Raw genomic sequence first — 25,306 nt, 5'->3', positions numbered from 1 at the left:
TTAGTCCTCAGACGGATCTGGGTTAGCAAGAACGGTTTCGGTCTGTTGGCTGCGGAATGCTTCGACTTTCTCCATCACGGCATCATTATGAACACCAATGATTTGCGCTGCTAAGATTCCCGCATTTGCTGCGCCGGCTTCACCAATAGCGAGTGTGCCAACAGCAATGCCTTTTGGCATTTGCACAATAGACAGCAAAGAATCCATGCCTTTTAGTGCTCGGCTCTGTACAGGAACTCCGAGGACAGGAACACTGGTAAATGCTGCCGCCATGCCCGGAAGGTGCGCCGCACCGCCTGCTCCCGCAATAATAACTTTGATGCCACGCTCTTTTGCAGTCGTTGCATAGTCTGCTAATAGTTGAGGCGTACGGTGCGCAGAAACAACCTTGGTTTCATAATCTACACCAAACTGATCAAGCATCTCTGCTGCTAGTTTCATGGTTGGCCAATCTGATTTTGAACCCATAATAATGCCGACTTTCATCCGAAGCTCCTTCAAGGCGTGTGCAAATGGACTAATTTGCGCGCATTATACGAGGATTTTTTTCTAAGGAAAACGTTTGCGTGAGTGATTTTTGTGTTTTTTTCTGGATTCTCATGTCGCTTTTCCGCATAGTGCCGTTGAAATGTAAATTAATTGTTTAGGTTTTAATAAAAGGAAGGCTCGGTGGATAATTTTCAAAGTACAGTTGCCGCACTTAAATCTGGTGAAGTGATTGCTTATCCGACTGAAGGAGTATTTGGTGTCGGTTGTGATCCTGATGATGTTAGTGCCATTGAAAAACTACTGGCAGTGAAACAACGTCCAGTAGAGAAAGGACTGATCCTAATCGCTGCCAACTATGAACAGCTTCGACCTTATGTTGACGAGACTAAGTTGACAGCGACGCAGCTCGAAAGTGTACAAAATACTTGGCCAGGACCTTATACCTGGATTATGCCAGCGAGTGACAGAGTCTCATCATGGCTTAGTGGTGCATTCGATACGATTGCGGTTCGAGTTACCGATCACGAGTTAGTGCAGCAACTTTGCCTTTCTTATGGTAAGCCGATTACCTCGACCAGTGCCAACTTGTCAGGAATGCCTTCCTGCATGACAACCGAAGAAGTCAAATCGCAGCTAGGTGATCGATTGGCGGAAATTCTTGATGGTGAAACTGGCGGTCGTAATAAACCGAGTGAAATTCGAGATGCAAGAACGTTAAAAGTATTGAGACAAGGCTGAGGGTAACTAGATGCAACAAGTGGATAAACATCAGGTCAAAGCTTTTTTATTACAGCTCCAGGATGATATTTGCCAAAAGCTTGAACATGAAGATGGTGGTGCAACATTTCAGCAGGATGAATGGCTGCGTGAGCAAGGTGGCGGTGGTCGTAGTCGAGTATTAAAAGATGGTGTGGTCTTCGAGCAAGGTGGTGTTAACTTTTCTCATGTCTTTGGAGACAAAATGCCAGCTTCCGCGACAGCTCACCGACCTGAATTAGCGGGTCGAAAATTTGAAGCAATGGGCGTGTCTTTAGTTATTCATCCTAAAAACCCTTACATTCCAACATCCCATGCCAACGTACGTTTCTTTATTGCTGAAAAAGAGGGTGAGGCACCTATCTGGTGGTTTGGTGGTGGCTTTGACCTTACGCCGTATTATCCATTTGAAGAAGATTGTCAACACTGGCACCAAGTGGCCAAGGATATTTGTGCGCCATTTGGAGAGCAAGTCTATAGCGAACACAAGAAATGGTGTGATGAGTACTTCTTCCTTCCTCATCGTAACGAAACTCGTGGTGTCGGTGGTTTGTTTTTTGACGATCTCAACCAATGGGGTTTCGAGCGCAGCTTTGCCTATATGAAAGCCGTTGGTTCTAGTTATACCGATGCGTATTTACCGATAGTACAGAAACGAAAGCATACAGAATTCGGAGAGAGAGAGCGTCAGTTCCAACTTTATCGACGTGGTCGCTATGTCGAATTTAACTTGGTCTATGACCGAGGTACATTGTTTGGTTTGCAAAGTGGTGGTCGCACGGAGTCTATTTTAATGTCGATGCCACCACTAGCTCGCTGGGAATATAGTTATCAACCAGAAGAAGGCTCACCAGAAAACGAGCTTTACGCGCACTACCTTCAGCCGCGAGACTGGTAAAGCGACAGGCATAGCTTGGCGAATGAGTGTCGAAGTGATAGTGTCGAACTATTCACTTTGGCACGCAGCAGGCAAGGACATGAGCAAGCCCGATCAGTACGTCGTTTTTGGAAACCCCATTTCACAAAGCAAGTCTCCTTACATACATACACTCTTCGCACGTCAAACTTCTCAACATATTGAATATGGGCGCTTGCAGCCAGAGGAGGGAGAGTTCACTCAAGCTGCTAGTCAGTTTTTTGCTGATGGTGGTCGAGGCTGCAATATTACTGCGCCATTTAAAGAAGATGCCTTCCAGTTCGCTAGTCGATTAACCGAGCGTGCTGAACTAGCCGGAGCGGTCAACACACTCAAGAAACTGGATGATGGTGAAATCATTGGTGATAACACTGACGGAGAAGGGTTGGTTCAAGACTTGTTGCAGCATCAAGTGCAATTAGCGGGCGCTTCAATTTTAGTTATAGGGGCTGGCGGCGCAGCTCGAGGTGTACTTAAGCCGTTACTTGATCAACAGCCAAGCTCCATAACCATTACTAATCGTACTTATGAAAAAGCTCAACAACTGGCCGAATTGTTTTCGCCTTTTGGAACTATACAAGCAGCGGAAATAAACAGTGTTGGCTGTGCCTATGATGTGGTAATCAATTCGACATCTGCTAGTTTATATAAGCAAGTACCAGATATTAGTGATTCGATCTTCGGTGCCAATACTGTCAGCTATGATATGGCTTATGGTCAGGGACTGACGACATTTAACCAGTGGGCCAAAACGTCCGGTGCTCGATGTGTTTATGATGGATTAGGTATGTTGGTGGGACAGGCTGCAGAAAGCTTTTTGTTGTGGCGTGGACTAAGACCTGGGACGAAACAAATTCTTAGAGAGCTAAGAAAGAACCTCGAGGCTTAAGTAATGAATCAATCTATTCTATTCTCCGACCAAGTGACGTGGGATGAAGCAACTGGAATGGTTGAGTTTCATGCACACCAGTCGGGTATGCTTATTGTTTGTTTGGTGAGTTTAGAAAAGCTAGCTCAACTCGCCTACCAGAAAGAGGTCTCTAAACAAGAAGCTATACCAATGTTTGACTCTGTTCGCTTTGATATAGAAGAAATAGCAGAAGCTCTCATAGAAGATGAGAGCTTTGATGAGCAAGGTAAGATAGTCATTCGTTAACGAATGGAATGCACCTTGTGCATATAGTCGTTCTTATTCTGAACATAGTTATCAGCTGATTTCTGTAAAAAAGCACGTTCCTTATCCGTAAGAGGTCGTGCTTGTTTTACCGGGCTCCCTACATATAGATAACCACTTTCGAGTCTCTTATTTGGTGGTACCAAACTTCCGGCACCAATCATTACCTCAGACTCAACGATTGCACCATCGAGAATAATAGCCCCCATACCTACCAAAACGCGATCTTCAATAATACAGCCATGAAGCATTACTTTATGACCAATGGTTACATCATTACCTATGAGTAACGGATAACCCTCTGGGTTATCGCTGTTCTTGTGAGTAACATGAAGAACACTGTTATCTTGGATATTGGTGCGCTCCCCAATAACGATATGATTCACATCACCCCTAGCAGAAACTAAAGGCCAGATACTGGCGTCTTTTCCTAAACGTACATCTCCAACAATCACGCTCGTCTTATCTATATAGACCGAGTCATCAAGTTGAGGAGAGATGCCTTTATAGCTGCGTATTGAAGTCATAGTGTTCCCTAAGTCGATATTTGTTAGTTAGTTTGGCGCTAATTTAAGGCTATTTATAGGGCTAAAGAGCAAAATATAATCATCCAAACAAAAAAACAGAAAAAAATGCATTTTGGGTATTGCCAAGAAGATTTCGATCTCTATAATGCCCCCTCGCTGACACGGGAACGCAGACGAAAGTTCGCATCCGGTCAGAAGGTCTCAAGCTTCTAAGAAGCTTAGCAAAATAAGTTGAAAAAAGTGGTTGACACGACAACTTATCTCGCTAAAATGGCCGTCCGTTTTGAGCAAAGCTCAAAACAAGCTCTTTAACAATATAAACCTATCAATCTGTGTGGGCACTCGTTGATGATAATCAAATTAGATACTTCGGTATCAAATTAGGTTTCAATGAAACGAAGTGACCATTGAATCGAAAGATTCAGCACAGTCAATTCAAACATTACTTATGTAATGTTCAGTATTCATTGAGCCGAACAAAATCTTAAATTGAAGAGTTTGATCATGGCTCAGATTGAACGCTGGCGGCAGGCCTAACACATGCAAGTCGAGCGGAAACGAGTTAACTGACCCTTCGGGTGACGTTAACGGCGTCGAGCGGCGGACGGGTGAGTAATGCCTGGGAAATTGCCCTGATGTGGGGGATAACCATTGGAAACGATGGCTAATACCGCATAATGCCTTCGGGCCAAAGAGGGGGACCTTCGGGCCTCTCGCGTCAGGATATGCCCAGGTGGGATTAGCTAGTTGGTGAGGTAATGGCTCACCAAGGCGACGATCCCTAGCTGGTCTGAGAGGATGATCAGCCACACTGGAACTGAGACACGGTCCAGACTCCTACGGGAGGCAGCAGTGGGGAATATTGCACAATGGGCGCAAGCCTGATGCAGCCATGCCGCGTGTGTGAAGAAGGCCTTCGGGTTGTAAAGCACTTTCAGCAGTGAGGAAGGCGGGTACGTTAATAGCGTGCTCGTTTGACGTTAGCTGCAGAAGAAGCACCGGCTAACTCCGTGCCAGCAGCCGCGGTAATACGGAGGGTGCGAGCGTTAATCGGAATTACTGGGCGTAAAGCGCATGCAGGTGGTTCGTTAAGTCAGATGTGAAAGCCCGGGGCTCAACCTCGGAACTGCATTTGAAACTGGCGGACTAGAGTACTGTAGAGGGGGGTAGAATTTCAGGTGTAGCGGTGAAATGCGTAGAGATCTGAAGGAATACCGGTGGCGAAGGCGGCCCCCTGGACAGATACTGACACTCAGATGCGAAAGCGTGGGGAGCAAACAGGATTAGATACCCTGGTAGTCCACGCCGTAAACGATGTCTACTTGGAGGTTGTGGCCTTGAGCCGTGGCTTTCGGAGCTAACGCGTTAAGTAGACCGCCTGGGGAGTACGGTCGCAAGATTAAAACTCAAATGAATTGACGGGGGCCCGCACAAGCGGTGGAGCATGTGGTTTAATTCGATGCAACGCGAAGAACCTTACCTACTCTTGACATCCAGAGAAGCCAGCGGAGACGCAGGTGTGCCTTCGGGAGCTCTGAGACAGGTGCTGCATGGCTGTCGTCAGCTCGTGTTGTGAAATGTTGGGTTAAGTCCCGCAACGAGCGCAACCCTTATCCTTGTTTGCCAGCGAGTAATGTCGGGAACTCCAGGGAGACTGCCGGTGATAAACCGGAGGAAGGTGGGGACGACGTCAAGTCATCATGGCCCTTACGAGTAGGGCTACACACGTGCTACAATGGCGCATACAGAGGGCAGCCAACTTGCGAAAGTGAGCGAATCCCAAAAAGTGCGTCGTAGTCCGGATTGGAGTCTGCAACTCGACTCCATGAAGTCGGAATCGCTAGTAATCGTAGATCAGAATGCTACGGTGAATACGTTCCCGGGCCTTGTACACACCGCCCGTCACACCATGGGAGTGGGCTGCAAAAGAAGTGGGTAGTTTAACCTTCGGGAGGACGCTCACCACTTTGTGGTTCATGACTGGGGTGAAGTCGTAACAAGGTAGCCCTAGGGGAACCTGGGGCTGGATCACCTCCTTATACGAAAGATTATTGCGATGAGTGTTCACACAGATTGATTAGGTTTGTAAAGATAAAGAGATTTTGTTTTTGCTGAAAAGCGAAAGCAGAAAATAGTAAGTGCCCAACACTTACTGCTTAGTGTCCCGTTCGTCTAGAGGCCTAGGACACCGCCCTTTCACGGCGGTAACAGGGGTTCGACTCCCCTACGGGATACCATTGGGTCGTTAGCTCAGTTGGTAGAGCAGTTGACTTTTAATCAATTGGTCGCAGGTTCGAATCCTGCACGACCCACCATTCCTTCTTTGAAGGAACTCTCAAGAAATGGGGCTATAGCTCAGCTGGGAGAGCGCCTGCCTTGCACGCAGGAGGTCAGCAGTTCGATCCTGCTTAGCTCCACCATTCTTGAACATTCCACGGAATGACTTTCGTGGGCGATTAGCTCAGTTGGGAGAGCACCTCCCTTACAAGGAGGGGGTCACTGGTTCGAGCCCGGTATCGCCCACCATCTTTAAGCACATTTTCTTAAGTGTTCTTAAAAATGGTTTCGAAAGCTTTATTGCTGTAGAAGTCTCGTTCTTTAACAATTTGGAAAGCTGACGAATAACATTTGATTAATGTTATTCATTTAAAAGTTCTCAAATCCTATATCGAAAGATGTAGGTACCAACACACATTCAAGTGTTCTTGGGAATTACGAAAGTAATTCATATTTGAGTCCGGCAAAATCGAGTCTGCACATGTATAAAAATGCAGACAACTTTGGTTACGTAACAAAGACCCTTTGGGGTTGTATGGTTAAGTGACTAAGCGTACACGGTGGATGCCTTGGCAGTCAGAGGCGATGAAAGGCGTATTAACTTGCGATAAGCTCAGATTAGGTAGTAAAAACCTGTGAGTCTGAGATCCCTGAATGGGGAAACCCAACTGCATAAGCAGTTATCGCTGAGTGAATACATAGCTCAGCGAGGCGAACCGGGGGAACTGAAACATCTAAGTACCCCGAGGAAGAGAAATCAACCGAGATTCCGAAAGTAGCGGCGAGCGAAATTGGATTAGCCCTTAAGCTTTTAATGAGACAGGTGAAGGCTCTGGAAAGTGCCGCGATACAGGGTGATAGCCCCGTAACCGACATCTCATCATCAGTGAAATCGAGTAGGGCGGGACACGTGATATCCTGTCTGAATATGGGGGGACCATCCTCCAAGGCTAAATACTACTGACTGACCGATAGTGAACCAGTACCGTGAGGGAAAGGCGAAAAGAACCCCTGTGAGGGGAGTGAAATAGAACCTGAAACCGTGTACGTACAAGCAGTAGGAGCACCTTCGTGGTGTGACTGCGTACCTTTTGTATAATGGGTCAGCGACTTATATTCAGTGGCAAGGTTAACCGTTTAGGGGAGCCGTAGGGAAACCGAGTCTTAACTGGGCGTTCAGTCTCTGGATATAGACCCGAAACCAGGTGATCTAGCCATGGGCAGGTTGAAGGTTGAGTAACATCAACTGGAGGACCGAACCGACTAATGTTGAAAAATTAGCGGATGACTTGTGGCTAGGGGTGAAAGGCCAATCAAACCTGGAGATAGCTGGTTCTCCCCGAAATCTATTTAGGTAGAGCCTCGGATGAATACTACTGGGGGTAGAGCACTGTTAAGGCTAGGGGGTCATCCCGACTTACCAACCCTTTGCAAACTCCGAATACCAGTAAGTACTATCCGGGAGACACACGGCGGGTGCTAACGTCCGTCGTGGAGAGGGAAACAACCCAGACCGCCAGCTAAGGTCCCAAAGTATAGCTAAGTGGGAAACGATGTGGGAAGGCTTAGACAGCTAGGATGTTGGCTTAGAAGCAGCCATCATTTAAAGAAAGCGTAATAGCTCACTAGTCGAGTCGGCCTGCGCGGAAGATGTAACGGGGCTAAGCTATACACCGAAGCTGCGGCAATGCATTTATGTATTGGGTAGGGGAGCGTTCTGTAAGCCGTTGAAGGTGGATTGTAAGGTCTGCTGGAGGTATCAGAAGTGCGAATGCTGACATGAGTAACGATAAAGGGGGTGAAAAACCTCCTCGCCGGAAGACCAAGGGTTCCTGTCCAACGTTAATCGGGGCAGGGTAAGTCGACCCCTAAGGCGAGGCCGAAAGGCGTAGTCGATGGGAAACGGGTTAATATTCCCGTACTTCTTACAATTGCGATGGGGGGACGGAGAAGGCTAGGTGGGCCTGGCGACGGTTGTCCAGGTTCAAGTGCGTAGGCTTAAGGTTTAGGTAAATCCGGACCTTTTTAAGGCTGAGACACGATGTCGAGCTACTACGGTAGTGAAGTCATTGATGCCATGCTTCCAGGAAAAGCCTCTAAGCTTCAGATTGTAAGGAATCGTACCCCAAACCGACACAGGTGGTCGGGTAGAGAATACCAAGGCGCTTGAGAGAACTCGGGTGAAGGAACTAGGCAAAATGGTACCGTAACTTCGGGAGAAGGTACGCTCTTAGTGGTGAAGTCCCTTGCGGATGGAGCTACCGAGAGTCGCAGATACCAGGTGGCTGCAACTGTTTATTAAAAACACAGCACTGTGCAAAATCGCAAGATGACGTATACGGTGTGACGCCTGCCCGGTGCCGGAAGGTTAATTGATGGGGTTAGTTTTCGGACGAAGCTCTTGATCGAAGCCCCGGTAAACGGCGGCCGTAACTATAACGGTCCTAAGGTAGCGAAATTCCTTGTCGGGTAAGTTCCGACCTGCACGAATGGCGTAATGATGGCCACGCTGTCTCCACCCGAGACTCAGTGAAATTGAAATCGCTGTGAAGATGCAGTGTACCCGCGGCTAGACGGAAAGACCCCGTGAACCTTTACTACAGCTTGGCACTGAACATTGAGCCTACATGTGTAGGATAGGTGGGAGCCTTTGAAGCGAGTACGCCAGTATTCGTGGAGGCAATCTTGAAATACCACCCTTGTATGTTTGATGTTCTAACTTGGTTCCCTAATCGGGAATGAGGACAGTGCCTGGTGGGTAGTTTGACTGGGGCGGTCTCCTCCCAAAGAGTAACGGAGGAGCACGAAGGTGGGCTAATCACGGTTGGACATCGTGAGGTTAGTGCAATGGCATAAGCCCGCTTGACTGCGAGAATGACAATTCGAGCAGGTGCGAAAGCAGGTCATAGTGATCCGGTGGTTCTGAATGGAAGGGCCATCGCTCAACGGATAAAAGGTACTCCGGGGATAACAGGCTGATACCGCCCAAGAGTTCATATCGACGGCGGTGTTTGGCACCTCGATGTCGGCTCATCACATCCTGGGGCTGAAGTCGGTCCCAAGGGTATGGCTGTTCGCCATTTAAAGTGGTACGCGAGCTGGGTTTAGAACGTCGTGAGACAGTTCGGTCCCTATCTGCCGTGGGCGTTGGAAGATTGAAGGGGGCTGCTCCTAGTACGAGAGGACCGGAGTGGACGAACCTCTGGTGTTCGGGTTGTGTCGCCAGACGCATTGCCCGGTAGCTAAGTTCGGAATCGATAACCGCTGAAAGCATCTAAGCGGGAAGCGAGCCCTGAGATGAGTCTTCCCTGGCGCTTAAAGCGTCCTAAAGGGTTGTTCGAGACTAGAACGTTGATAGGCAGGGTGTGTAAGCGTTGTGAGGCGTTGAGCTAACCTGTACTAATTGCCCGTGAGGCTTAACCATACAACACCCAAAGGGTTTTGATGGACTCAAAGCAAGAACTTTGAATGTGTATTTAGACTTTTAAATCAGTTTTCCGAATTAAGAATTTGCTTGGCGACCATAGCGTTGTGGACCCACCTGACTCCATGCCGAACTCAGAAGTGAAACGCAATAGCGCCGATGGTAGTGTGGGGCTTCCCCATGTGAGAGTAGGACATCGCCAGGCTTTGAACAACATCTGTTTAAAGCACGATTTAGATAAGACTTTAAATAGACCACTGCGGAGTGGTAGTTCAGTTGGTTAGAATACCGGCCTGTCACGCCGGGGGTCGCGGGTTCGAGTCCCGTCCACTCCGCCACTTATTAGAAAACCCGATGCGAAAGCGTCGGGTTTTTTATTATCTAAAGTTTAGTAATTAACTTCCCTGGTGCTGTTATTATCGACTTAAACGGATTTTTACCTCAATTCGTAACAGTCTGATATTTATCATAGTTTTCATATAGCCATTCAAGTCTGCATTCACATCTATCAATTAAGTTGATTGCAAGTAATTGAGAATCATTATCTAATAGGTCAAAAAAAGGACTATTAGAATGAATCTATCTCGTCGTACTTTCTTAAAAAGCTCATTATCATTTTCTGCTATAGCTGCTATCCCTGGGTGCTCATTAACAAAAGTCTCTGAGTCACAAGATCGCATCGTTTATGATCTGACGGCGCAACCTACGACTGCAGAACTTGTTCCAGGATATCAAACCGAGGTCTTGGGCTTTAACGGCCAAATTCCTGCGCCCACAATTCGCTGCAAGCAAGGACAGAAGGTAGTCATTCGTTTCACTAACAAGCTAGACGAACCCACGACGATTCACTGGCACGGACTTCGAATACCTATCGAGATGGATGGCGTACCTTTCCTAAGTCAGCCCCCGATAATGCCTAATGAAACCTTTATCTATGAATTTACGCCGCCAGATGCCGGAACCTTTTGGTATCACCCTCATATGAATAGCGTGGTTCAACTCGGCAAGGGACTGGTTGGAGCGCTTATTGTTGAAGAGAGCGAGCCTTTAGAATTCGATCATGATATGGAATTAGTATTAAAAAATTGGCACATAGACAAAAAAGGTAATTGGAAGCAGCTAATGATTCCCCGATATAGCGCTCGTATGGGTACTCCTGGTGAGTGGGGAACAGTTAATGGTACCAATGAACCTAATTACAAAGTTCGTCCTAACGGGCTTATTAGAGCGCGTGTGGTAAATGTTGATAATACCTTAACTTATAAGATCGCTGTAGAAGGTGCGACAGCTTGGGTAATTGCTATCGATGGAAACCCAATATCCACTCCGTATAAGCTTACTGACCATAAAATGGGCCCAGGTATGCGTCTTGATTTGGCCATAGTTGCCCCTAAGCAAGATGGTTCTACAGTTTATGTTCGCCACCTAAAGGGTAACTTCCCATTTCCTCTTTGTTCTTTCTCAGTCAAAGGTGAGGGCGTTGCTAAGGAACAAAAGATACCATCCTTACCATTAAACCCAATTCCAAAGCCTGACCTATCGAATGCCATCACCAAGGACTTTGTCTTCGAGTGGGAAGGGGCTGTTACTCCAGCAAGTAAAGACGGTAAAGCTATACCTAAGTTCTGGTTAATGAACAAAAGAGCTTGGGAAGGCATGAGTGAAGATAAAATACCAGATCCTATTGCAGAGTTGGAGTTGGGCCGTACTTATATTTTCGATCTCAGAAATGTCACACAGTATCACCATCCTATTCATCTACATGGTCATACTTTTACAGTGCTTGAGCTGGATGACAAAGAGGTCGAGCCATTTCATACCGACACTGTGTTACTTGGAAAAAACGGCAGAGCAAAAGTTGCATTTGTTGCAGATAACCCTGGAAGCTGGATGTATCACTGTCATGTTATTGAACATATGAAGACAGGACTAATGGGATACGTCAAAGTGAGTTAAAAGTGACTCCTGTAACGTTTTAAATTTTGACTACAAACGATAGACTATCTGTGTCTTATGAAAACATAATTTTCGCTGACTTCTGTCGAAATCATCAAGTGTTCGTATACTATTAGCTCTATAGGCATTTAATTTTAGGTACTCGATGATGGGTCAGTTTGCAGTTTTAGGTTTTATAGCGATAGGTGGTGCTTTTGGTGCATGCTCACGCTACTTAGTTTCAGAATTATGTATTGTACTTTTTGGTCGAGGGTTCCCTTATGGGACACTTACCGTTAACGTAGTTGGTTCGTTTATTATGGGGTTACTCATAGCCGCTTTTGAGACTGAGGTACTTGCCCCAGAACCATGGCGTCAAATAATAGGTCTTGGGTTTCTTGGCGCTTTAACTACCTTTTCTACGTTTTCCATGGACAATGTACTCTTGATGCAACAGGGAGCATTTTTGAAAATGGGACTTAATGTTCTACTCAATGTGGTTCTAAGTATCTCTGCATGCTGGATAGGGTTTCAGTTGCTGATCAAAAGTTAAACAAAAAGATACATAGTTTGGTTGAAAAATCGGAACTAATTATTCTATAATCGCTTCAATACTTGTCGGAGTGCCTTAGGGCTGAGACCGTTAATTCGGGATCCGTTGAACCTGATCTGGTTAGTACCAGCGAAGGGAACAGGAGAAATAAAATGGAAACCCTCCCTCTTTTATTTATCAAATAGCGCAAGCTATTGTGGTTGATACCTCTTGTACTCATACATCCGTCAAGCATTTATCTTTTATAACTATATGATATATAAGGAAATGCTATGTCGACACGTAAGCAAAGCAGACTGGAAGCAAAAAACTTCATCGATACGCTATCGGTGACTCCCTATCCAAACTCTCAGAAGACCTATATTCAAGGTAGCCGCAGTGACATACAAGTCCCTATGCGCGAGATATCGTTGGCCGATAGCCTAATAGGAGGCAGTCAAGATAATCCTATCTATGTTCCCAACGAACCTATTCATGTCTATGACACGTCCGGTGTTTATACCGATCCAAACCACCATATTGACCTCTATTCAGGCCTACCAAAGTTAAGAGAACAATGGATTGATGAACGTTCTGATACGGAAGTATTAGCCGGTGTGAGCTCTGAATTTGCCAAAGAGAGACTTGAGGATGAGACGCTTGATGAGCTTCGCTATGGCCAGCTTCCCCGTATCCGACGAGGTGTAGAGGGCGCATGTGTTACTCAGCTCCATTATGCTAGGAAAGGCATCATTACCCCTGAAATGGAATACATCGCGATACGCGAGAATATGGGACGTCAAAAACTCAATGATGAAATGCTCACCCAGCAGCATCCGGGTCAGCACTTTGGTGCTAACCTACCTAAAGAGATTACGCCAGAATTCGTTCGAAAAGAGGTCGCTGAAGGGCGCGCGATCATTCCTTCCAATATTAACCACCCCGAGTCAGAGCCAATGATCATTGGACGCAATTTCTTGGTGAAGGTTAATGCCAATATCGGCAATTCATCAGTAACTTCATCGATTGAAGAAGAAGTAGAAAAACTTGTTTGGGGTACTCGTTGGGGAGCCGATACGGTAATGGATTTGTCGACGGGCCGTAATATCCACGAAACCAGAGAGTGGATATTAAGAAATAGCCCAGTGCCAATTGGTACGGTTCCTATGTATCAAGCCTTAGAGAAGGTGAATGGGGTTGCTGAAAATCTTACTTGGGAAGTTATGCGTGATACGCTTATCGAGCAAGCAGAGCAGGGCGTTGACTACTTTACTATACATGCTGGCTTACTTCTGAGTCATATTCCGATGACTGCTAAACGTGTTACTGGAATCGTATCTCGCGGCGGATCCATTATTGCTAAGTGGTGTCTTGCCCACCACGAGGAGAGTTTCCTCTATACCAACTTCAAAGAAATCTGTGAGATATGTGCACGCTATGACGTGGCTCTTTCCTTAGGAGATGGCTTACGCCCTGGCTCTATTGCGGATGCCAATGATGAAGCTCAGTTTGCCGAATTACGCACACTTGGGAAACTCACTAAAATTGCTTGGGAACACGATGTACAAGTAATTATTGAAGGTCCAGGCCATGTTCCAATGCATATGATCAAAGAGAATATGGAAGAGCAACTGGAGCATTGTCACGAAGCACCATTCTACACGTTGGGTCCACTCACAACAGATATTGCACCAGGATATGACCACATTACGTCAGGTATTGGTGCGGCTATGATTGGCTGGTACGGGTGCGCTATGCTGTGCTACGTCACTCCCAAAGAACACCTCGGTCTACCAAACAAAGACGATGTAAAAACGGGGCTTATCACCTATAAGCTCGCCGCTCACGCTGCCGACTTAGCTAAAGGGCATCCTGGTGCACAAATTCGAGACAACGCTTTGTCAAAGGCTCGTTTTGAGTTCCGTTGGGAAGACCAGTTTAACTTGTCATTAGACCCTGATACCGCGCGTCAATTTCACGATGAGACTCTCCCTCAGGAGTCCGGAAAAGTCGCTCACTTTTGTTCTATGTGCGGACCTAAATTCTGCTCAATGAAAATATCTCAAGAAGTTAGAGAATACGCCAAAGAGCAGCAAGGGGTTGAGAGCATCGACATCAAATTGATTGATGATCCATTGGAAGGTATGCGTCAAAAATCTAAAGAGTTCAGAGCTACGGGCGCCGAACTTTATCATCCAGCCGTAACTGAAGAGTAAGCGAAGGAGCTTCCGTTGACACTTTTAATCCCATCTAATCATCAAGATCTTATTGAACGCGTTCGTCATGTTCTGTTGTTAGCGCAGAGTGTAGGCTTTGATATTGACGATATTCAGATATCAGAAGTCAAAGAGTCGGATGTTATTCACATTGATGACTCTGAACGTCGCCAAATCATCAGTTCTGATCTGCTATCAGTGCAAATGAATAATGAGGCGGACTATCGACTTCACTATCACCATGGTTTTGTAGAAAGCGATTTCCCCAAGGTGATACAGTCAATGACGCTTGGAGACGTTTATATTGATGTTCATTCGGAGTTTGAACGCAAGGATATATGGTCTTGTCGTGAAGAGGTGATTAAGGCGTCATCGGGAGCGCTATCGTTAACTGATGCTCAAGAGCACTTTGCTTGGTTTATTGTCTCTATTGTGTTGGATTTTCCTCTTGAAGATGCTGTTATGTTAGCTAGAGCAGGAAGTGTTTCACGTGAAACATGGCCATCAACAAGGGAGCAGTTCTTCACTCCGGTGATAGAAAACTCTCATCTAGCTATTAAAGTGGGATGGGCAGTGAGAGCCTCCACATCCGTATTTCCGACGTTATCTAAAAGCAGTCTTGGGCTGTACCCGGTTGTTGATAACGTAGAGCGGATTGAGCGCTTACTGAAACAAGGTATAAAGACGATTCAATTAAGAATCAAAGACCCTGATTACCCTAATCTTGCTCAGCAGATTCAGAAAGCTATTCAATTGGGTGAGCAGTATGACGCGCAAGTATTTATCAATGACTACTGGCAATTGGCTATTGAGTATGGCGCCTTTGGTGTACATCTAGGTCAAGAAGATATAGAGACTGCAGACCTTACCTTGTTGGCATCCAACAATATCGCGCTTGGTCTTTCTACCCATGGCTATTATGAACTGCTTCGAGTGGTCCAAATTCATCCCAGCTACATCGCATTAGGTCACATCTTTCCGACAACCACTAAAGTCATGCCATCAAGACCTCAGGGGTTGGTACGACTCGCTCTGTATCAGCAATTGATCGACTCTATTCAATATGGAGAGAAGCTTGGTTACCCGACAGTTGCTATTGGCGGTATTGATCTGCAAACCGCTAAACCTGTTTGGGATTGTGGCGTTACCAGCCTAGCGGTAGTGAGAGCGTTAACATTAGCGGCTGATACTCAGCACGTTATCGATGAGTTCTCACTAATAATGGCAGGAGAGCGTGATGGTCTCCGATAAACAGTTTCAACAATATCTAAGGCAGTTGAGCTTGCCCAATGTCGGTGAAAACGGCCAAGCGGCGATTTGTGAAAGTCATGTACTAATTGTTGGGTGTGGTGGATTAGGAACAGCAGCAAGCATGTATATAGCTGGAGCGGGAGTAGGAAGAATCGTTATCGCTGATGATGATGATATCGAGCTGTCGAACTTACCGAGACAAATTACCTATCGTTCAAATGAGGTTGGGCAATCCAAAGTAAAAACTCTGGCTGATTTTCTCAAGGCACAAAACTCAGACATTAATGTTAGGACCATTAAGCGCCGTTTGCACGGTAGCCAATTAGCGCTCGAGGTGTCCTTGGCAGATGTTGTGATTGACTGTACTGACAATATAGAAACTCGGCAGGCAATAAACAAAGCCTGTGTTGAGAATCGCAAAGCTCTAGTGACTGCCGCCGCGATAGGTTGGAGCGGTCAATTGGCGGTATTTCAGTTCTCTAAACTAGCCACACCTTGTTATCACTGCCTCTATCCATTCGAAGAACTTGATAGGGCAATGAAATGTTCTGAGTCGAGTGTAATGGGACCAGTAGTGGGGATGATGGGCGTCTATCAAGCTTTAGAGGCGCTAAAGGTCATTACAGACTTAGGTAACAGCAGTCACCCTGAATTGAAGCTATTTGATGGCTTAACTGGACAGTGGCAGTCTCTTAAGATTTCTCATGATGAGACGTGTTCGGTTTGCCGTGATTCGAAGATAACAACAGGAATCAAAAATGATCCAATTTACCGTAAATAACGTACCGAAAGAAACCTCTCACGAGCTTAACCTCATTAGCGTACTTAAAGAGCTAGATATTGAAACGCAAGGCTGCGCGGTAGCAGTAGACGATGAAATTATACCAAGAGCCAAATGGTCGGATTTCACAGTCAAATCCAACATGTCCATCAATATTTTCCAAGCTATCGCAGGAGGCTAATATGCTCACTATCGCAGGAAAGACCTTTAACTCACGTTTGTTTACTGGAACGGGAAAGTTCGCCGATAAGTCACTCATGATTGCAGCTATTGCTGAAAGTCAGTCAGAGTTGGCAACCATGGCACTTAAACGTGTTGACCTAAACCAACAAGATGACGACATCCTAAGTCCACTTATTGGTAATAATGTAAACCTATTACCTAATACATCTGGGGCGAAGAACGCAAAAGATGCCGTCTTTGCTGCGCACTTAGCGCGCGAAGCGTTAGGCACAAATTGGCTGAAACTTGAAATTCATCCAGACCCAAAATACTTGCTACCAGATCCTATTGAGACCTTGAAGGCGGCGGAGCAATTAGTAAAAGACGGGTTTGTTGTGCTTCCTTACTGCCACTCAGATCCTACGTTATGCAAGCATCTAGAAGAAGTGGGTTGTGCCGCGGTGATGCCTTTGGGAGCACCCATTGGTAGTAACAAAGGTTTGGTAAGTCGTGATTTCTTAGAAATTATAATCGAGCAGGCTAACGTACCAGTGGTAGTTGATGCCGGAATCGGCGCGCCTTCTCATGCTGCGTTGGCAATGGAAATGGGCGCAGACGCTGTGTTGGTGAATACAGCGATTGCCGCGGCGGCAGATCCAGTTCAAATGGCTCGTGCATTTAAGCTCGCAGTCGAATCTGGGCGCTTGGCCTATGAAAGTGGCCTAGCAGGAACGGTAAACCACGCGGTGGCATCCAGCCCGCTAACCGCTTTTCTTGATTCAATGTGAGCTTGATAGATAAAGGTGAAACGATGAGTTTTGTTGAGGAACACGCTAAGTACAACTGGGACGACGTTCGTCTATCAATATACTCGAAAACAGAAAGAGACGTTCAGCGTGCTTTGAGTAAAACCAAGTTAGATCTTGAAGACTTTAAGGCGTTAGTTTCTCCGGCGGCAGAGCCGTACTTAGAGCAATTAGCGCAGCGCTCTTTTGCGCTCACTCGTAAGCGTTTTGGACATACCATGTCGATGTACATTCCATTGTACCTGTCTAATCTCTGTGCCAATGCTTGTACCTATTGCGGTTTCTCAATGGAAAACCGTATCAAACGTAAGACACTCTCTGAAGAGGAAATCAATGCTGAATGCAATGTGATTAAATCTATGGGATTTGACAATATTCTATTGGTAACGGGAGAGCATGAAAACAAAGTAGGGATGAAGTATTTCAAGCAAGTTCTTCCAGCAATCAAAAAGCACTTCAGCTACCTAGCAATGGAAGTTCAACCTTTGGACCAAAATGAGTATGCTGAGCTAAAGCATAGTGGTTTGGATGCGGTTATGGTGTATCAAGAAACCTATAATCGCAGAACCTATGCCGAACATCATTTGCGTGGCAACAAGATGGATTTTGATTATCGGTTAGATACACCTGATAGATTAGCGAAAGCAGGTATCGATAAGATTGGTATTGGCTCGTTGATCGGCTTAGAAGAGTGGCGCACGGACTGCTTTTTTGTAGCAGCGCACTTACAGTACCTAGAAGGCCGTTATTGGAAGTCTCGTTACTCTATCTCTTTTCCAAGACTAAGACCCTGTGAAGGTGCGTTGCAACCAAAATCTGTAATGACAGATAAACAGTTAGTGCAACTAATATGTGCTTATAGATTGTTTAACAATGAAGTTGAACTTTCTCTGTCTACACGTGAATCTCCAACTTTTCGAGACCATGTTTATCCACTAGGAATCACCAGTATCAGTGCGGCATCAAAAACACAGCCTGGTGGTTACGCTAATGAAGAAGAAGAGCTTGAACAGTTTGCTATTAGTGATGAACGTAGCGCTCGTCTTGTTGCTGAGTCTGTCAAGCAAGTTGGAATGGAACCGGTTTGGAAAGATTGGCACCAATCCTATTCAGGATAAACCGGTATAGTCTATGAAGTGTTTCACGTGAAACAAAAAAAGGAGCTGTTAAACAGCTCCTTTTTAATCTCTCGGGTAAGCTAGCGAACAAGCGGTGCGCAGGCTTGCTCTAACCAATCAAGCGGCTCACCTTCAACAAGTGGCGCTACCTCATCAAACACTTTACGGTGATACGAATCCAGCCAGTTGATTTCTTCATCCGTTAACAATGAGCTAACGATATTTCGCTTATCGATAGGGCAACGAGTCAACGAATCAAAACCAAGCATGCTAGCATCACCTTGTGTCGACTTCTCGATAACCAGTTCCAAATTCTCAATACGGATGCCAAACTCATCAGCGCGATAGTACCCAGGTTCGTTTGACAGTACCATACCGGCAATGAGTGGAGTGTTATTCACTGCTTTAGCAATGCGTTGTGGTCCTTCATGAACACTTAAGAAATGTCCAACACCATGGCCAGTGCCGTGATCATAGTCAAAACCATTTGCCCACAAATGCTGACGAGCTAAAACATCTAACTGGTGACCACAGGTGCCGTTGGGGAATAGGGCGGATGCAAGAGCAATATGACCTTTCAGCACCAATGTAAACTGGCGCTTCATTTCTTCTGAAGGCGAACCAATAGCGATTGTTCTTGTGATATCGGTAGTACCATCAAGATACTGGCCACCTGAGTCAACCAGATATAGAGTATCTTTAATAATCGCACCAGGGACTTCTTGATTTTCATGGTTGTAGTGACACATCGCTGCATTTCCTGCAGAGGCGGAAATCGTGTCAAAGCTAAGGTCTACGAGTGAGCTATCGAGTTGACGGAATGATTCTAACTTATCGGAGAGAATAGCTTCATCATAGAGATTTCCGCTAGCCACTTCTTTGTCCAACCAAGAGAGGAACTTAACCATCGCAGCACCATCTCGGATGTGACAAGCTTTCATTCCTTCGATTTCTACATCATTTTTAGCCGCTTTTGGCATTAGACAAGGGTCGGCAAGTTGTAACTGTTTCGCTCCGAAAGCCTCAAGCTTTAGTTGGAACCAAGCATTACTGGTTGCTGGGTCCAAGGTGACTTTTTTGCCAGATAGAGCCTCAAGAGCTCGCTCTAAATCGCTAGGGCTACATACTTCAACTCCGTTGCCTACGTGAACGTCGAATGCCGCACGGTCGTCAATTCGTGACTCATCAATGAAGAACTTTGTTGAGCCATCGGAGTAGAGGATGGCATGCGCCAGTAAGACTGGCAGACGAGATACATCAAGCCCACGTACGTTCAGAAGCCAGCAAATCGAATCCAATTCAGTAATGATAGCGGCATCAGCGTCAGAGGCCACTAGTGATTGCCCTAGAGCTGTACGCTTGTCTTGACTACTTTGTCCTACTTTCTCAATAGGCATTAAACGAACTTGGCTTAGCTGAGGTTTTGGACGATCGCTCCAATTAATGTCGATTGGGTTTTGTTCTGTTGCGACCAGTTCGAACTTACTACCCAATTGAACTAAGGCACCTTGATACCAGCTGCCACGGTGCATGCGTGGGTCTATACCAATACGAGAACCGACAGGAAGTGTCTCGGTTACCCATTTAGTTGGTGGTTGCTCAATGAGGTGGCAGTATTCAAAAATACCATCAGGTACTTGTTTTCTTACTTGCACCGTATAACGGCCATCGACAAAAATGGCCGCATTTTCGCGAGTCACAACAGCAGCGCCTGCTGAACCAGTAAACTGTGTTAGCCAATGTAGACGCTCATTATGAGCGGGTACATATTCGCCCAAGTACTCGTCTTCGTGTGCGACGATAAACGCATCAAGATCGTTTGCAACGAGCCAAGCTTGAACCAGCTCAACTCGGCGAGAAATTTGTTCCTGCATCTGTTATTCCTTCATCATGGCGAAACAAGTCACCTGGTAGTATTTGCCCTATAAGCTAGCGCTTTTGGCGCCCATATACAATCGATTCCGATGGCCGCGAAATAAGGTTCCAACAATCGCAACCCGACGTTAAAGGTTATACGGGTTATCTCAGGTGTAATGTCTTCTGACGGATAATATCAATCAGCCAAGTTAACGCGGGATCGCGATTTCTGTCCTTATGCCAAAAGAGTGTGTACGCCATCGGAGGAAACTCTAAAGGTAAAGGAAGCACGGTAAGCCCCATCTGTTCCGCGACTAGGTGTACGAAGTGTCGAGGTGCGGTAAAAACGAAGTCGGTGTAACTACAAAGTGCTGCGGCATTATTGAAGTCAGGAACGGTGATGGCGATATCGCGCTCTCTGCCCATATCTGAGAGTTTGTAGTCTAATAACCATCGATCACTTCCATCACAACGAACTTGTACATGGCGAAGCGACAAATAGGTTTCCAAATTCCAAGTCTTAGACAGCACAGGGTGATTTGCGCGGACTAAACACATTTGGTTGTCACGATACACTTCAAGCTCTTGGATATCATCAGGTGGATACATGGTTCGAACTGCATCTCTAATATCGATGTCTTTACCTGTAATCCCTAAATCAAGTTCACCTTTTTGCATTCTCTCAAACGTCAGCTCAGTCCAAGAGTGGGTGCTAATGCTGAGGTTTGGTCCTTGTCCAAAAATAGCTGGTAAGAAGTGCGGCATAATAAGCGGATAAACGCTTTCTACCGCCGCAATATGGAATCGATATTCACTGGTAGTGGGCGAGAATTCGGGTGGTTCAGTTATCGATTGCATATGAGTCACTAGAACTTCGAGCTTAGGTTTGAGCTGCAATGCCCGTGGTGTAGGTACCAGACCATGTGCATGGCGAGTAAATAATGGGTCGTCGAAAAGCACTCTGAGTTTGGCAAGTGATTTACTAACGGCCGATTGACTTAGGCATAAGCGGTTCGCAGCGCGAGTCACGTTACATTCTTCAAGCAACACATTCAGACACAACAATAAGTTAAGATCAATTCGGCTCAGCTTTTCGAGGTTCATGTTAAGACATTCCTATTGGGAATAATACTAATGAGTATAAACCATTTCTGTTCATATCATAACAAGACTAAACTCTGCGCAAACAATCTAAAGTTATCTTATCTGTAAGAGGCAAATACCTTGCAAACGGCACCGTCAAAAATCCAAATCGCAGCGTTAGTTATGCTGGTATTCTTTAGCCCACTGGCTATCGATATTTATCTTCCAGCGCTAACACAAATCTCTACGGCTTTCGATGTAGAGCATACGTTAGCGCAAGATACGATTACGTGGTTCCTATTTGCTATGGGTGTAGGACAAGTGTTTGCAGGTCCGCTTGCGGATAAACTTGGACGTCGAACGGTTGCTCTCGGCGGTATAGCTATCTATGGATTGAGTGCTTGCTTGGCGTGGGCGGCTCAATCAATTGATTGGATGCTTGCTGCTAGGTTGCTGCAAGGCTTAGGTGCGTGCGCGACATCTGTGGCAGCCTTTGCAACCGTTCGCGACATGTATGGGCCAGAGAAAAGCGGCAAGGTGATCAGTTATCTTAATGGCGCTATCTGCTTTATTCCTGCGTTAGCACCGATCTTGGGCAGTTACCTAACCCAACAATATGGCTGGCGTGCTAACTTTAGCTTTATGGCCGGCTTCGCGCTGTTCGTTGGTGTTTTAGTGCTATTCAACATGCGGGAGACCAACCCTAAACAAGAAGGACAGCAGTACTTTGCGCTGTCGCGCTACATCGATGTACTGCGAACTCCGACGTTCGTTTTCCATGCGTCGTTATGCTTATTAGCCATGGGTGTTATCTTAGCTTATGTCACCTCAGCCCCAGTGGTTCTGATGGACAAGATGGGACTAACGATGAATGAGTTTACCTACTGGTTTGGTCTGAATGCGGTCTTTAACATTGCGGCATGTATGCTAGCGCCTAAGATTATGGATAATATAGGTACTCACAAAACACTACAATTAGGTATTACCACACTATTAGTTGCTGGTGGGTTAATGGCGTGGGGTGCACGTTTTGCAACACCTGCATCATTTATGCTTCCTGTGATTATGTCGTCAATTGGCTTCGCGTTGATTCTAGGAGCTTCCGCAGGTAAAGCGTTGGCACCATTTGGAGATAAAGCAGGTACAGCTGCAGCATTGTTGGGGCTGTTTCAAATGAGTGGCTCTGGATTACTCGTGGGGACGATGCAAAGAGCTGGTCTTGATGCGCCGTATATGATCGCAATGCAAATGTGGTTAGTGTTGCCTGCGTTATTTATCCTAAGATCGAAAGTTGGCAAAGGTTGGCATCAAACTGTAAAAATCGGCTAATTAAAAAACGATTTTGTTTTCCAATTAAAGAAACAGGTGTATATTTAGCAATAAACACACCGTATTAATTATTAACTGGATAAACGCAGTAATGTCTTTGACAACTTACGAAATGGCTCGCATTCTCGAGCAGATGGAAGAGTCTCCAGAAAAAATCATGTTTGGTAAATTGCTTAATGAACTAGGCAATCAGAGCGAAGAGCGCATCCGCAGTGCCGCTAAACAAGTACCAATCCACATGTTGCGTGATATCGTGTATCAATTTCAGAGAGTCATTGAGTCTCGCAAAGGTGAACAAGTTCAGTTATTAGCGAAAGAACTTTCTGACCAAGGTATTTCCGCAGAAGAACTTAAAGAGTTTCTGGCGAATAAATAAATCACATCTCAAATAACCCCGCTTATCTAAGCGGGGTTATTTTTTCCATTCTTATTAATGCTAATTGAATTTAGAGCGGATAAGTTTATCTGCAGATATTGGTCCCGGTCCCCAAACGACAACTATCAAGGTCATTAGTCCCCATAATTGATGATCATAAAAGCCTTTTTCCCAAAGTAGCGGGTAAGAAACAACCGCAATGATATTAAACACAAATAATATTGCTGCCATTGGGCGGGTAAACAAACCGAGAACCATGAAGACAGGTAACACCAATTCTGCTGCTGTTCCCATATAAGCCGCTAGCTCCCAAGGAATAAGGGGAACTTGATACTCATACTCAAACAAGTAGAGAGTACTGTCCCAGGAAGCAATCTTGGTGAGTCCCGAATTAAAAAACACCCATGATACCCAAAGCCGACAAAATACTAATAGTAAGGGAACAAAACCGCGTTGTAGCGCGTCGATAAGGTTGTCATAAGTCGTGAGCCAGTGTGTTACTTTCGTATTCATAACATACTCCTTGGATTGCTTTCGTTGAATAGAGTGAACCCGGCTACAACGTCCCACGTAAGCAAGTTTGGTAGTTCAGATAGTAGAGCGGGATTTATTCGCTTTAATGGATTGCCATGGCTTATCTCGACCCATAGCTGTTGAAGTTGATCATTCAGAATGTGCAGCGTTGGTTGAGCAGAACCTCGTTTAACCATGAGTAGCGTTTCGGCTTGGTTAATGTCTAAGTTATCGAATTCGTTGTCTTTTACTGCTTGGAAAAGACTACCGATGGCATAATTCGAGTGGATTAAGTGACTAGAAGGTTTCACATGAAACACTAAGTCTGAATGTTGACTTTCTGGCACGGACGCCAAATTGATGATAGGTTCCAGACCTTCTTTTAAAGTAACGTCTTGTGCTCTTTGCTGTTCGTCTAATGACCATTCAATCGCCATCACATCCAGCAGATATGGCACAGCAAGCGTGATGTTTTCAAGTTGGCTCACAGAGTCAGCAAACCCGGCTCCATAACTCATAACATTACCGGAGCGCGGAGGATGTTGAGTAATATGGTGCTTTGCCATCGAATCAAAACACTCATCACCAACCAGTTGGCGTGTTATAGGATAGCAAGCTGCTAGTACCTCAGATAAGCTAACAACAAAGTTATTTCGGTAGATCTGGACTCGATCAATCGCGGTAAAATGATCGGATAAAATGTCACAGTCCTCTCCGGTGCTTTGATAGAGGAGTGCCTGACTGAATCGCTGTTGGAGCTCGTTAAGCGTCATTGTTATGCACTCCTTAGCGTTTGAGTAAGGGGAACTTCAAGTAAGATGTCGATGGCTTTATTGGCTTCTTCTAATAGAACTTGCGGAGCAGGGATGTCTAAATCCCATTCGATCAAGGTTGGAACTGGTGTATTAATACGATTCCAGTCTTTATAGAGCTGCCAAACCTCATCGGATACTCGGGCGCTGTGTGTGTCAATCCAAATCTCTCCTTGTTCTAATTGCTTACGAGTAAATCCGGCTAGATGAATTTCGTCGACAGTGGCAGGGTCAATGGCCGCCAAGTACTGATTAGTATCGTACTGATGGTTGAAGCAGGAGACGTGCACATTGTTTAGATCGAGTAATAAACGACAATCTGTTTGCCGCTGTACTTCCGCCAGAAATTCCCACTCGGGAATCGTCGAATGATTGAAACGAAGATAACTAGACGGATTCTCAATTAACAGTGGGCGTTGAATGGCGTCTTGAACCTGCTGTACATTACGACAAAAAAGTTGTAATGCTTCTTCAGTGTAAGGCAGAGGTAATAGGTCATTGAAATAGTGACCACCATGCTCACTCCAACTTAGATGATCGGAAACAACGAACGGCTGGATTTCACGGATTAATTGTTGGAGTGACAGTAAATGCGATTGGTTAACTTTACTGGTAGAGCCGAGTGACAAGCCAATACCATGACAGCTTATCTCTACCTGTTCTCGAATTGCCAATAACTGCTGATACTCCGTGCTGTTTGTTTGGAAGTAATTCTCACTATGAATCTCTAACCAACCAACTTGATTAGCATTGTGTTCGAAGTAGTCGAGGTGAGGTGTACGTAGACCCACACCGACTAATTGAAATGCCTGACTTCGATCCATTGTGATCTCCCTGATCTGTTGCGTATTGTGAGTAAGCTGTAGAAAAGTGAAAGGGCGCTCGATGACGCCCCTTCGTGTAGCTTGTAACTTGAAAATGGATGAACAAACAAAGTTACAAATAAGCTAAGCTGCAAGCAGTATTGCTTTC

Annotated in this window: 21 protein-coding genes, 5 tRNA genes, 3 rRNA genes and 1 riboswitch; of the genes, 22 read left to right on the top strand and 7 right to left on the bottom strand. The window is 45.6% G+C overall.

The genetic code is table 11. From position 1 onward, the window contains the following. On the bottom strand, positions 1-486 hold the full coding sequence (gene purE / locus JKJ11_RS16550) for a 5-(carboxyamino)imidazole ribonucleotide mutase (RefSeq protein ID WP_006072996.1): 486 nt from the start codon (positions 484-486) through the stop codon (positions 1-3). Between the two features lie 183 nt (positions 487-669). Here purE and tsaC point away from each other — a divergent pair, with 183 nt between their 5' ends. The 4 genes from tsaC (at position 670) to JKJ11_RS16530 (ending at position 3,317) form a co-directional block, all read left to right on the top strand. Beyond that, positions 670-1,227, top strand: coding sequence for an L-threonylcarbamoyladenylate synthase type 1 TsaC (gene tsaC / locus JKJ11_RS16545; protein WP_006072995.1), 558 nt, complete (start codon positions 670-672; stop codon positions 1,225-1,227). A gap of 10 nt (positions 1,228-1,237) precedes the next feature. Continuing rightward, positions 1,238-2,143, top strand: a complete 906-nt coding sequence (gene hemF / locus JKJ11_RS16540) for an oxygen-dependent coproporphyrinogen oxidase (RefSeq protein WP_252038567.1) — start codon at positions 1,238-1,240, stop codon at positions 2,141-2,143. Positions 2,144-2,222: 79 nt separating this feature from the next. Beyond that, complete coding sequence (aroE, locus tag JKJ11_RS16535) at positions 2,223-3,050, top strand: shikimate dehydrogenase (RefSeq protein ID WP_124941202.1); 828 nt, start codon at positions 2,223-2,225, stop codon at positions 3,048-3,050. Positions 3,051-3,053: 3 nt separating this feature from the next. Then, positions 3,054-3,317: a DUF1488 family protein gene (locus JKJ11_RS16530; protein ID WP_038224116.1), complete on the top strand. Its 264-nt coding sequence runs from the start codon at positions 3,054-3,056 to the stop codon at positions 3,315-3,317. Here the strand turns inward: JKJ11_RS16530 and JKJ11_RS16525 are convergent. Next, on the bottom strand, positions 3,314-3,862 hold the full coding sequence (locus tag JKJ11_RS16525) for a gamma carbonic anhydrase family protein (RefSeq protein WP_124940450.1): 549 nt from the start codon (positions 3,860-3,862) through the stop codon (positions 3,314-3,316). The two genes, JKJ11_RS16530 and JKJ11_RS16525, sit on opposite strands and share 4 nt — an antisense overlap. Positions 3,863-4,348: 486 nt before the next feature. On the opposite strand from JKJ11_RS16525, the gene JKJ11_RS16520 reads away from it, so the two are divergent. The 16 genes from JKJ11_RS16520 to thiH all read left to right on the top strand — a co-directional run bounded on the left by JKJ11_RS16520 (position 4,349) and on the right by thiH (position 18,364). Further along, positions 4,349-5,901, top strand: a 16S ribosomal RNA gene (locus tag JKJ11_RS16520). A 122-nt stretch (positions 5,902-6,023) separates the two neighbouring features. Continuing rightward, positions 6,024-6,099: transfer RNA gene (locus tag JKJ11_RS16515), tRNA-Glu, on the top strand. A gap of 2 nt (positions 6,100-6,101) precedes the next feature. After that, positions 6,102-6,177, top strand: a tRNA-Lys gene (locus JKJ11_RS16510). A 29-nt stretch (positions 6,178-6,206) separates the two neighbouring features. Then, positions 6,207-6,282 (top strand) — tRNA-Ala (locus tag JKJ11_RS16505). Positions 6,283-6,312: 30 nt separating this feature from the next. After that, positions 6,313-6,388: transfer RNA gene (locus tag JKJ11_RS16500), tRNA-Val, on the top strand. 288 nt (positions 6,389-6,676) lie between these two features. Continuing rightward, positions 6,677-9,563 (top strand): 23S ribosomal RNA (locus tag JKJ11_RS16495). An 89-nt stretch (positions 9,564-9,652) separates the two neighbouring features. After that, positions 9,653-9,768: ribosomal RNA gene (gene rrf / locus JKJ11_RS16490) — 5S ribosomal RNA — on the top strand. Together the 16S, 23S and 5S rRNA genes with 5 tRNA genes alongside form the textbook arrangement of a ribosomal RNA operon. Before the next feature lie 56 nt (positions 9,769-9,824). After that, positions 9,825-9,901, top strand: a tRNA-Asp gene (locus JKJ11_RS16485). Between the two features lie 235 nt (positions 9,902-10,136). Beyond that, positions 10,137-11,519: a multicopper oxidase family protein gene (locus tag JKJ11_RS16480; protein WP_124940449.1), complete on the top strand. Its 1,383-nt coding sequence runs from the start codon at positions 10,137-10,139 to the stop codon at positions 11,517-11,519. A 148-nt stretch (positions 11,520-11,667) separates the two neighbouring features. Further along, a complete protein-coding gene (gene crcB / locus JKJ11_RS16475) occupies positions 11,668-12,051 on the top strand; it encodes a fluoride efflux transporter CrcB (protein ID WP_006074609.1) in 384 nt (127 codons plus the stop codon). Between the two features lie 56 nt (positions 12,052-12,107). After that, positions 12,108-12,206, top strand: a riboswitch (TPP riboswitch). A gap of 117 nt (positions 12,207-12,323) precedes the next feature. Further along, complete coding sequence (gene thiC, locus JKJ11_RS16470) at positions 12,324-14,246, top strand: phosphomethylpyrimidine synthase ThiC (RefSeq protein ID WP_124940448.1); 1,923 nt, start codon at positions 12,324-12,326, stop codon at positions 14,244-14,246. A gap of 15 nt (positions 14,247-14,261) precedes the next feature. Beyond that, on the top strand, positions 14,262-15,497 hold the full coding sequence (locus JKJ11_RS16465) for a thiamine phosphate synthase (RefSeq protein WP_252038565.1): 1,236 nt from the start codon (positions 14,262-14,264) through the stop codon (positions 15,495-15,497). Beyond that, positions 15,484-16,278 (top strand): HesA/MoeB/ThiF family protein, encoded by a 795-nt coding sequence (locus JKJ11_RS16460; RefSeq protein ID WP_006074606.1) that lies wholly within the window; start codon positions 15,484-15,486, stop codon positions 16,276-16,278. The genes JKJ11_RS16465 and JKJ11_RS16460 overlap by 14 nt, the downstream gene beginning before the upstream one ends. Then, entirely contained in the window at positions 16,256-16,459 is a 204-nt protein-coding gene (gene thiS, locus JKJ11_RS16455) for a sulfur carrier protein ThiS (RefSeq protein ID WP_252038564.1), read from the top strand. Before JKJ11_RS16460 ends, thiS begins: the two co-directional genes overlap by 23 nt. Before the next feature lies 1 nt (position 16,460). Beyond that, the gene (locus JKJ11_RS16450) at positions 16,461-17,228 is read left to right on the top strand and encodes a thiazole synthase (protein ID WP_107307584.1); all 768 of its coding nucleotides are present in this window, start codon (positions 16,461-16,463) and stop codon (positions 17,226-17,228) included. 23 nt (positions 17,229-17,251) lie between these two features. Beyond that, complete coding sequence (gene thiH, locus JKJ11_RS16445; protein ID WP_236111949.1) at positions 17,252-18,364, top strand: 2-iminoacetate synthase ThiH; 1,113 nt, start codon at positions 17,252-17,254, stop codon at positions 18,362-18,364. A gap of 80 nt (positions 18,365-18,444) precedes the next feature. On the opposite strand, the gene JKJ11_RS16440 is transcribed toward thiH, so the two are convergent. Both JKJ11_RS16440 and JKJ11_RS16435 read right to left on the bottom strand, forming a co-directional pair. Next, positions 18,445-20,238: an aminopeptidase P family protein gene (locus JKJ11_RS16440; protein WP_252038563.1), complete on the bottom strand. Its 1,794-nt coding sequence runs from the start codon at positions 20,236-20,238 to the stop codon at positions 18,445-18,447. Positions 20,239-20,383: 145 nt separating this feature from the next. Next, positions 20,384-21,325 (bottom strand): LysR family transcriptional regulator, encoded by a 942-nt coding sequence (locus JKJ11_RS16435; protein WP_252038559.1) that lies wholly within the window; start codon positions 21,323-21,325, stop codon positions 20,384-20,386. 162 nt (positions 21,326-21,487) lie between these two features. Here JKJ11_RS16435 and JKJ11_RS16430 point away from each other — a divergent pair, with 162 nt between their 5' ends. Continuing rightward, entirely contained in the window at positions 21,488-22,633 is a 1,146-nt protein-coding gene (locus JKJ11_RS16430; RefSeq protein WP_252039137.1) for a multidrug effflux MFS transporter, read from the top strand. A 91-nt stretch (positions 22,634-22,724) separates the two neighbouring features. Then, positions 22,725-23,009 carry an H-NS-like global regulator TsrA gene (gene tsrA / locus JKJ11_RS16425; RefSeq protein WP_006074597.1) on the top strand — a complete coding sequence of 95 codons (285 nt, stop codon included), beginning with the start codon at positions 22,725-22,727 and terminating at the stop codon, positions 23,007-23,009. Positions 23,010-23,069: 60 nt separating this feature from the next. Here tsrA and JKJ11_RS16420 read toward each other — a convergent pair whose 3' ends face one another. From JKJ11_RS16420 to bufB, 3 genes are read right to left on the bottom strand one after another with little or no spacing between them, the layout of a single operon-like run. Next, positions 23,070-23,522: a DoxX family protein gene (locus JKJ11_RS16420; RefSeq protein ID WP_252038558.1), complete on the bottom strand. Its 453-nt coding sequence runs from the start codon at positions 23,520-23,522 to the stop codon at positions 23,070-23,072. Further along, complete coding sequence (locus JKJ11_RS16415; protein WP_252038556.1) at positions 23,519-24,295, bottom strand: HvfC/BufC N-terminal domain-containing protein; 777 nt, start codon at positions 24,293-24,295, stop codon at positions 23,519-23,521. Before JKJ11_RS16415 ends, JKJ11_RS16420 begins: the two co-directional genes overlap by 4 nt. Positions 24,296-24,297: 2 nt before the next feature. Continuing rightward, positions 24,298-25,158: an MNIO family bufferin maturase gene (gene bufB / locus JKJ11_RS16410; RefSeq protein ID WP_062463576.1), complete on the bottom strand. Its 861-nt coding sequence runs from the start codon at positions 25,156-25,158 to the stop codon at positions 24,298-24,300. Between the last annotated feature and the right edge of the window lie 148 nt (positions 25,159-25,306).

The organism is Vibrio sp. SCSIO 43133 (genome assembly GCF_023716845.1).
GTDB lineage: Bacteria > Pseudomonadota > Gammaproteobacteria > Enterobacterales > Vibrionaceae > Vibrio > Vibrio mediterranei.
Note: the sequence above shows the minus strand (reverse complement) of the source record. Positions and strands in the feature narration are given on the sequence as shown.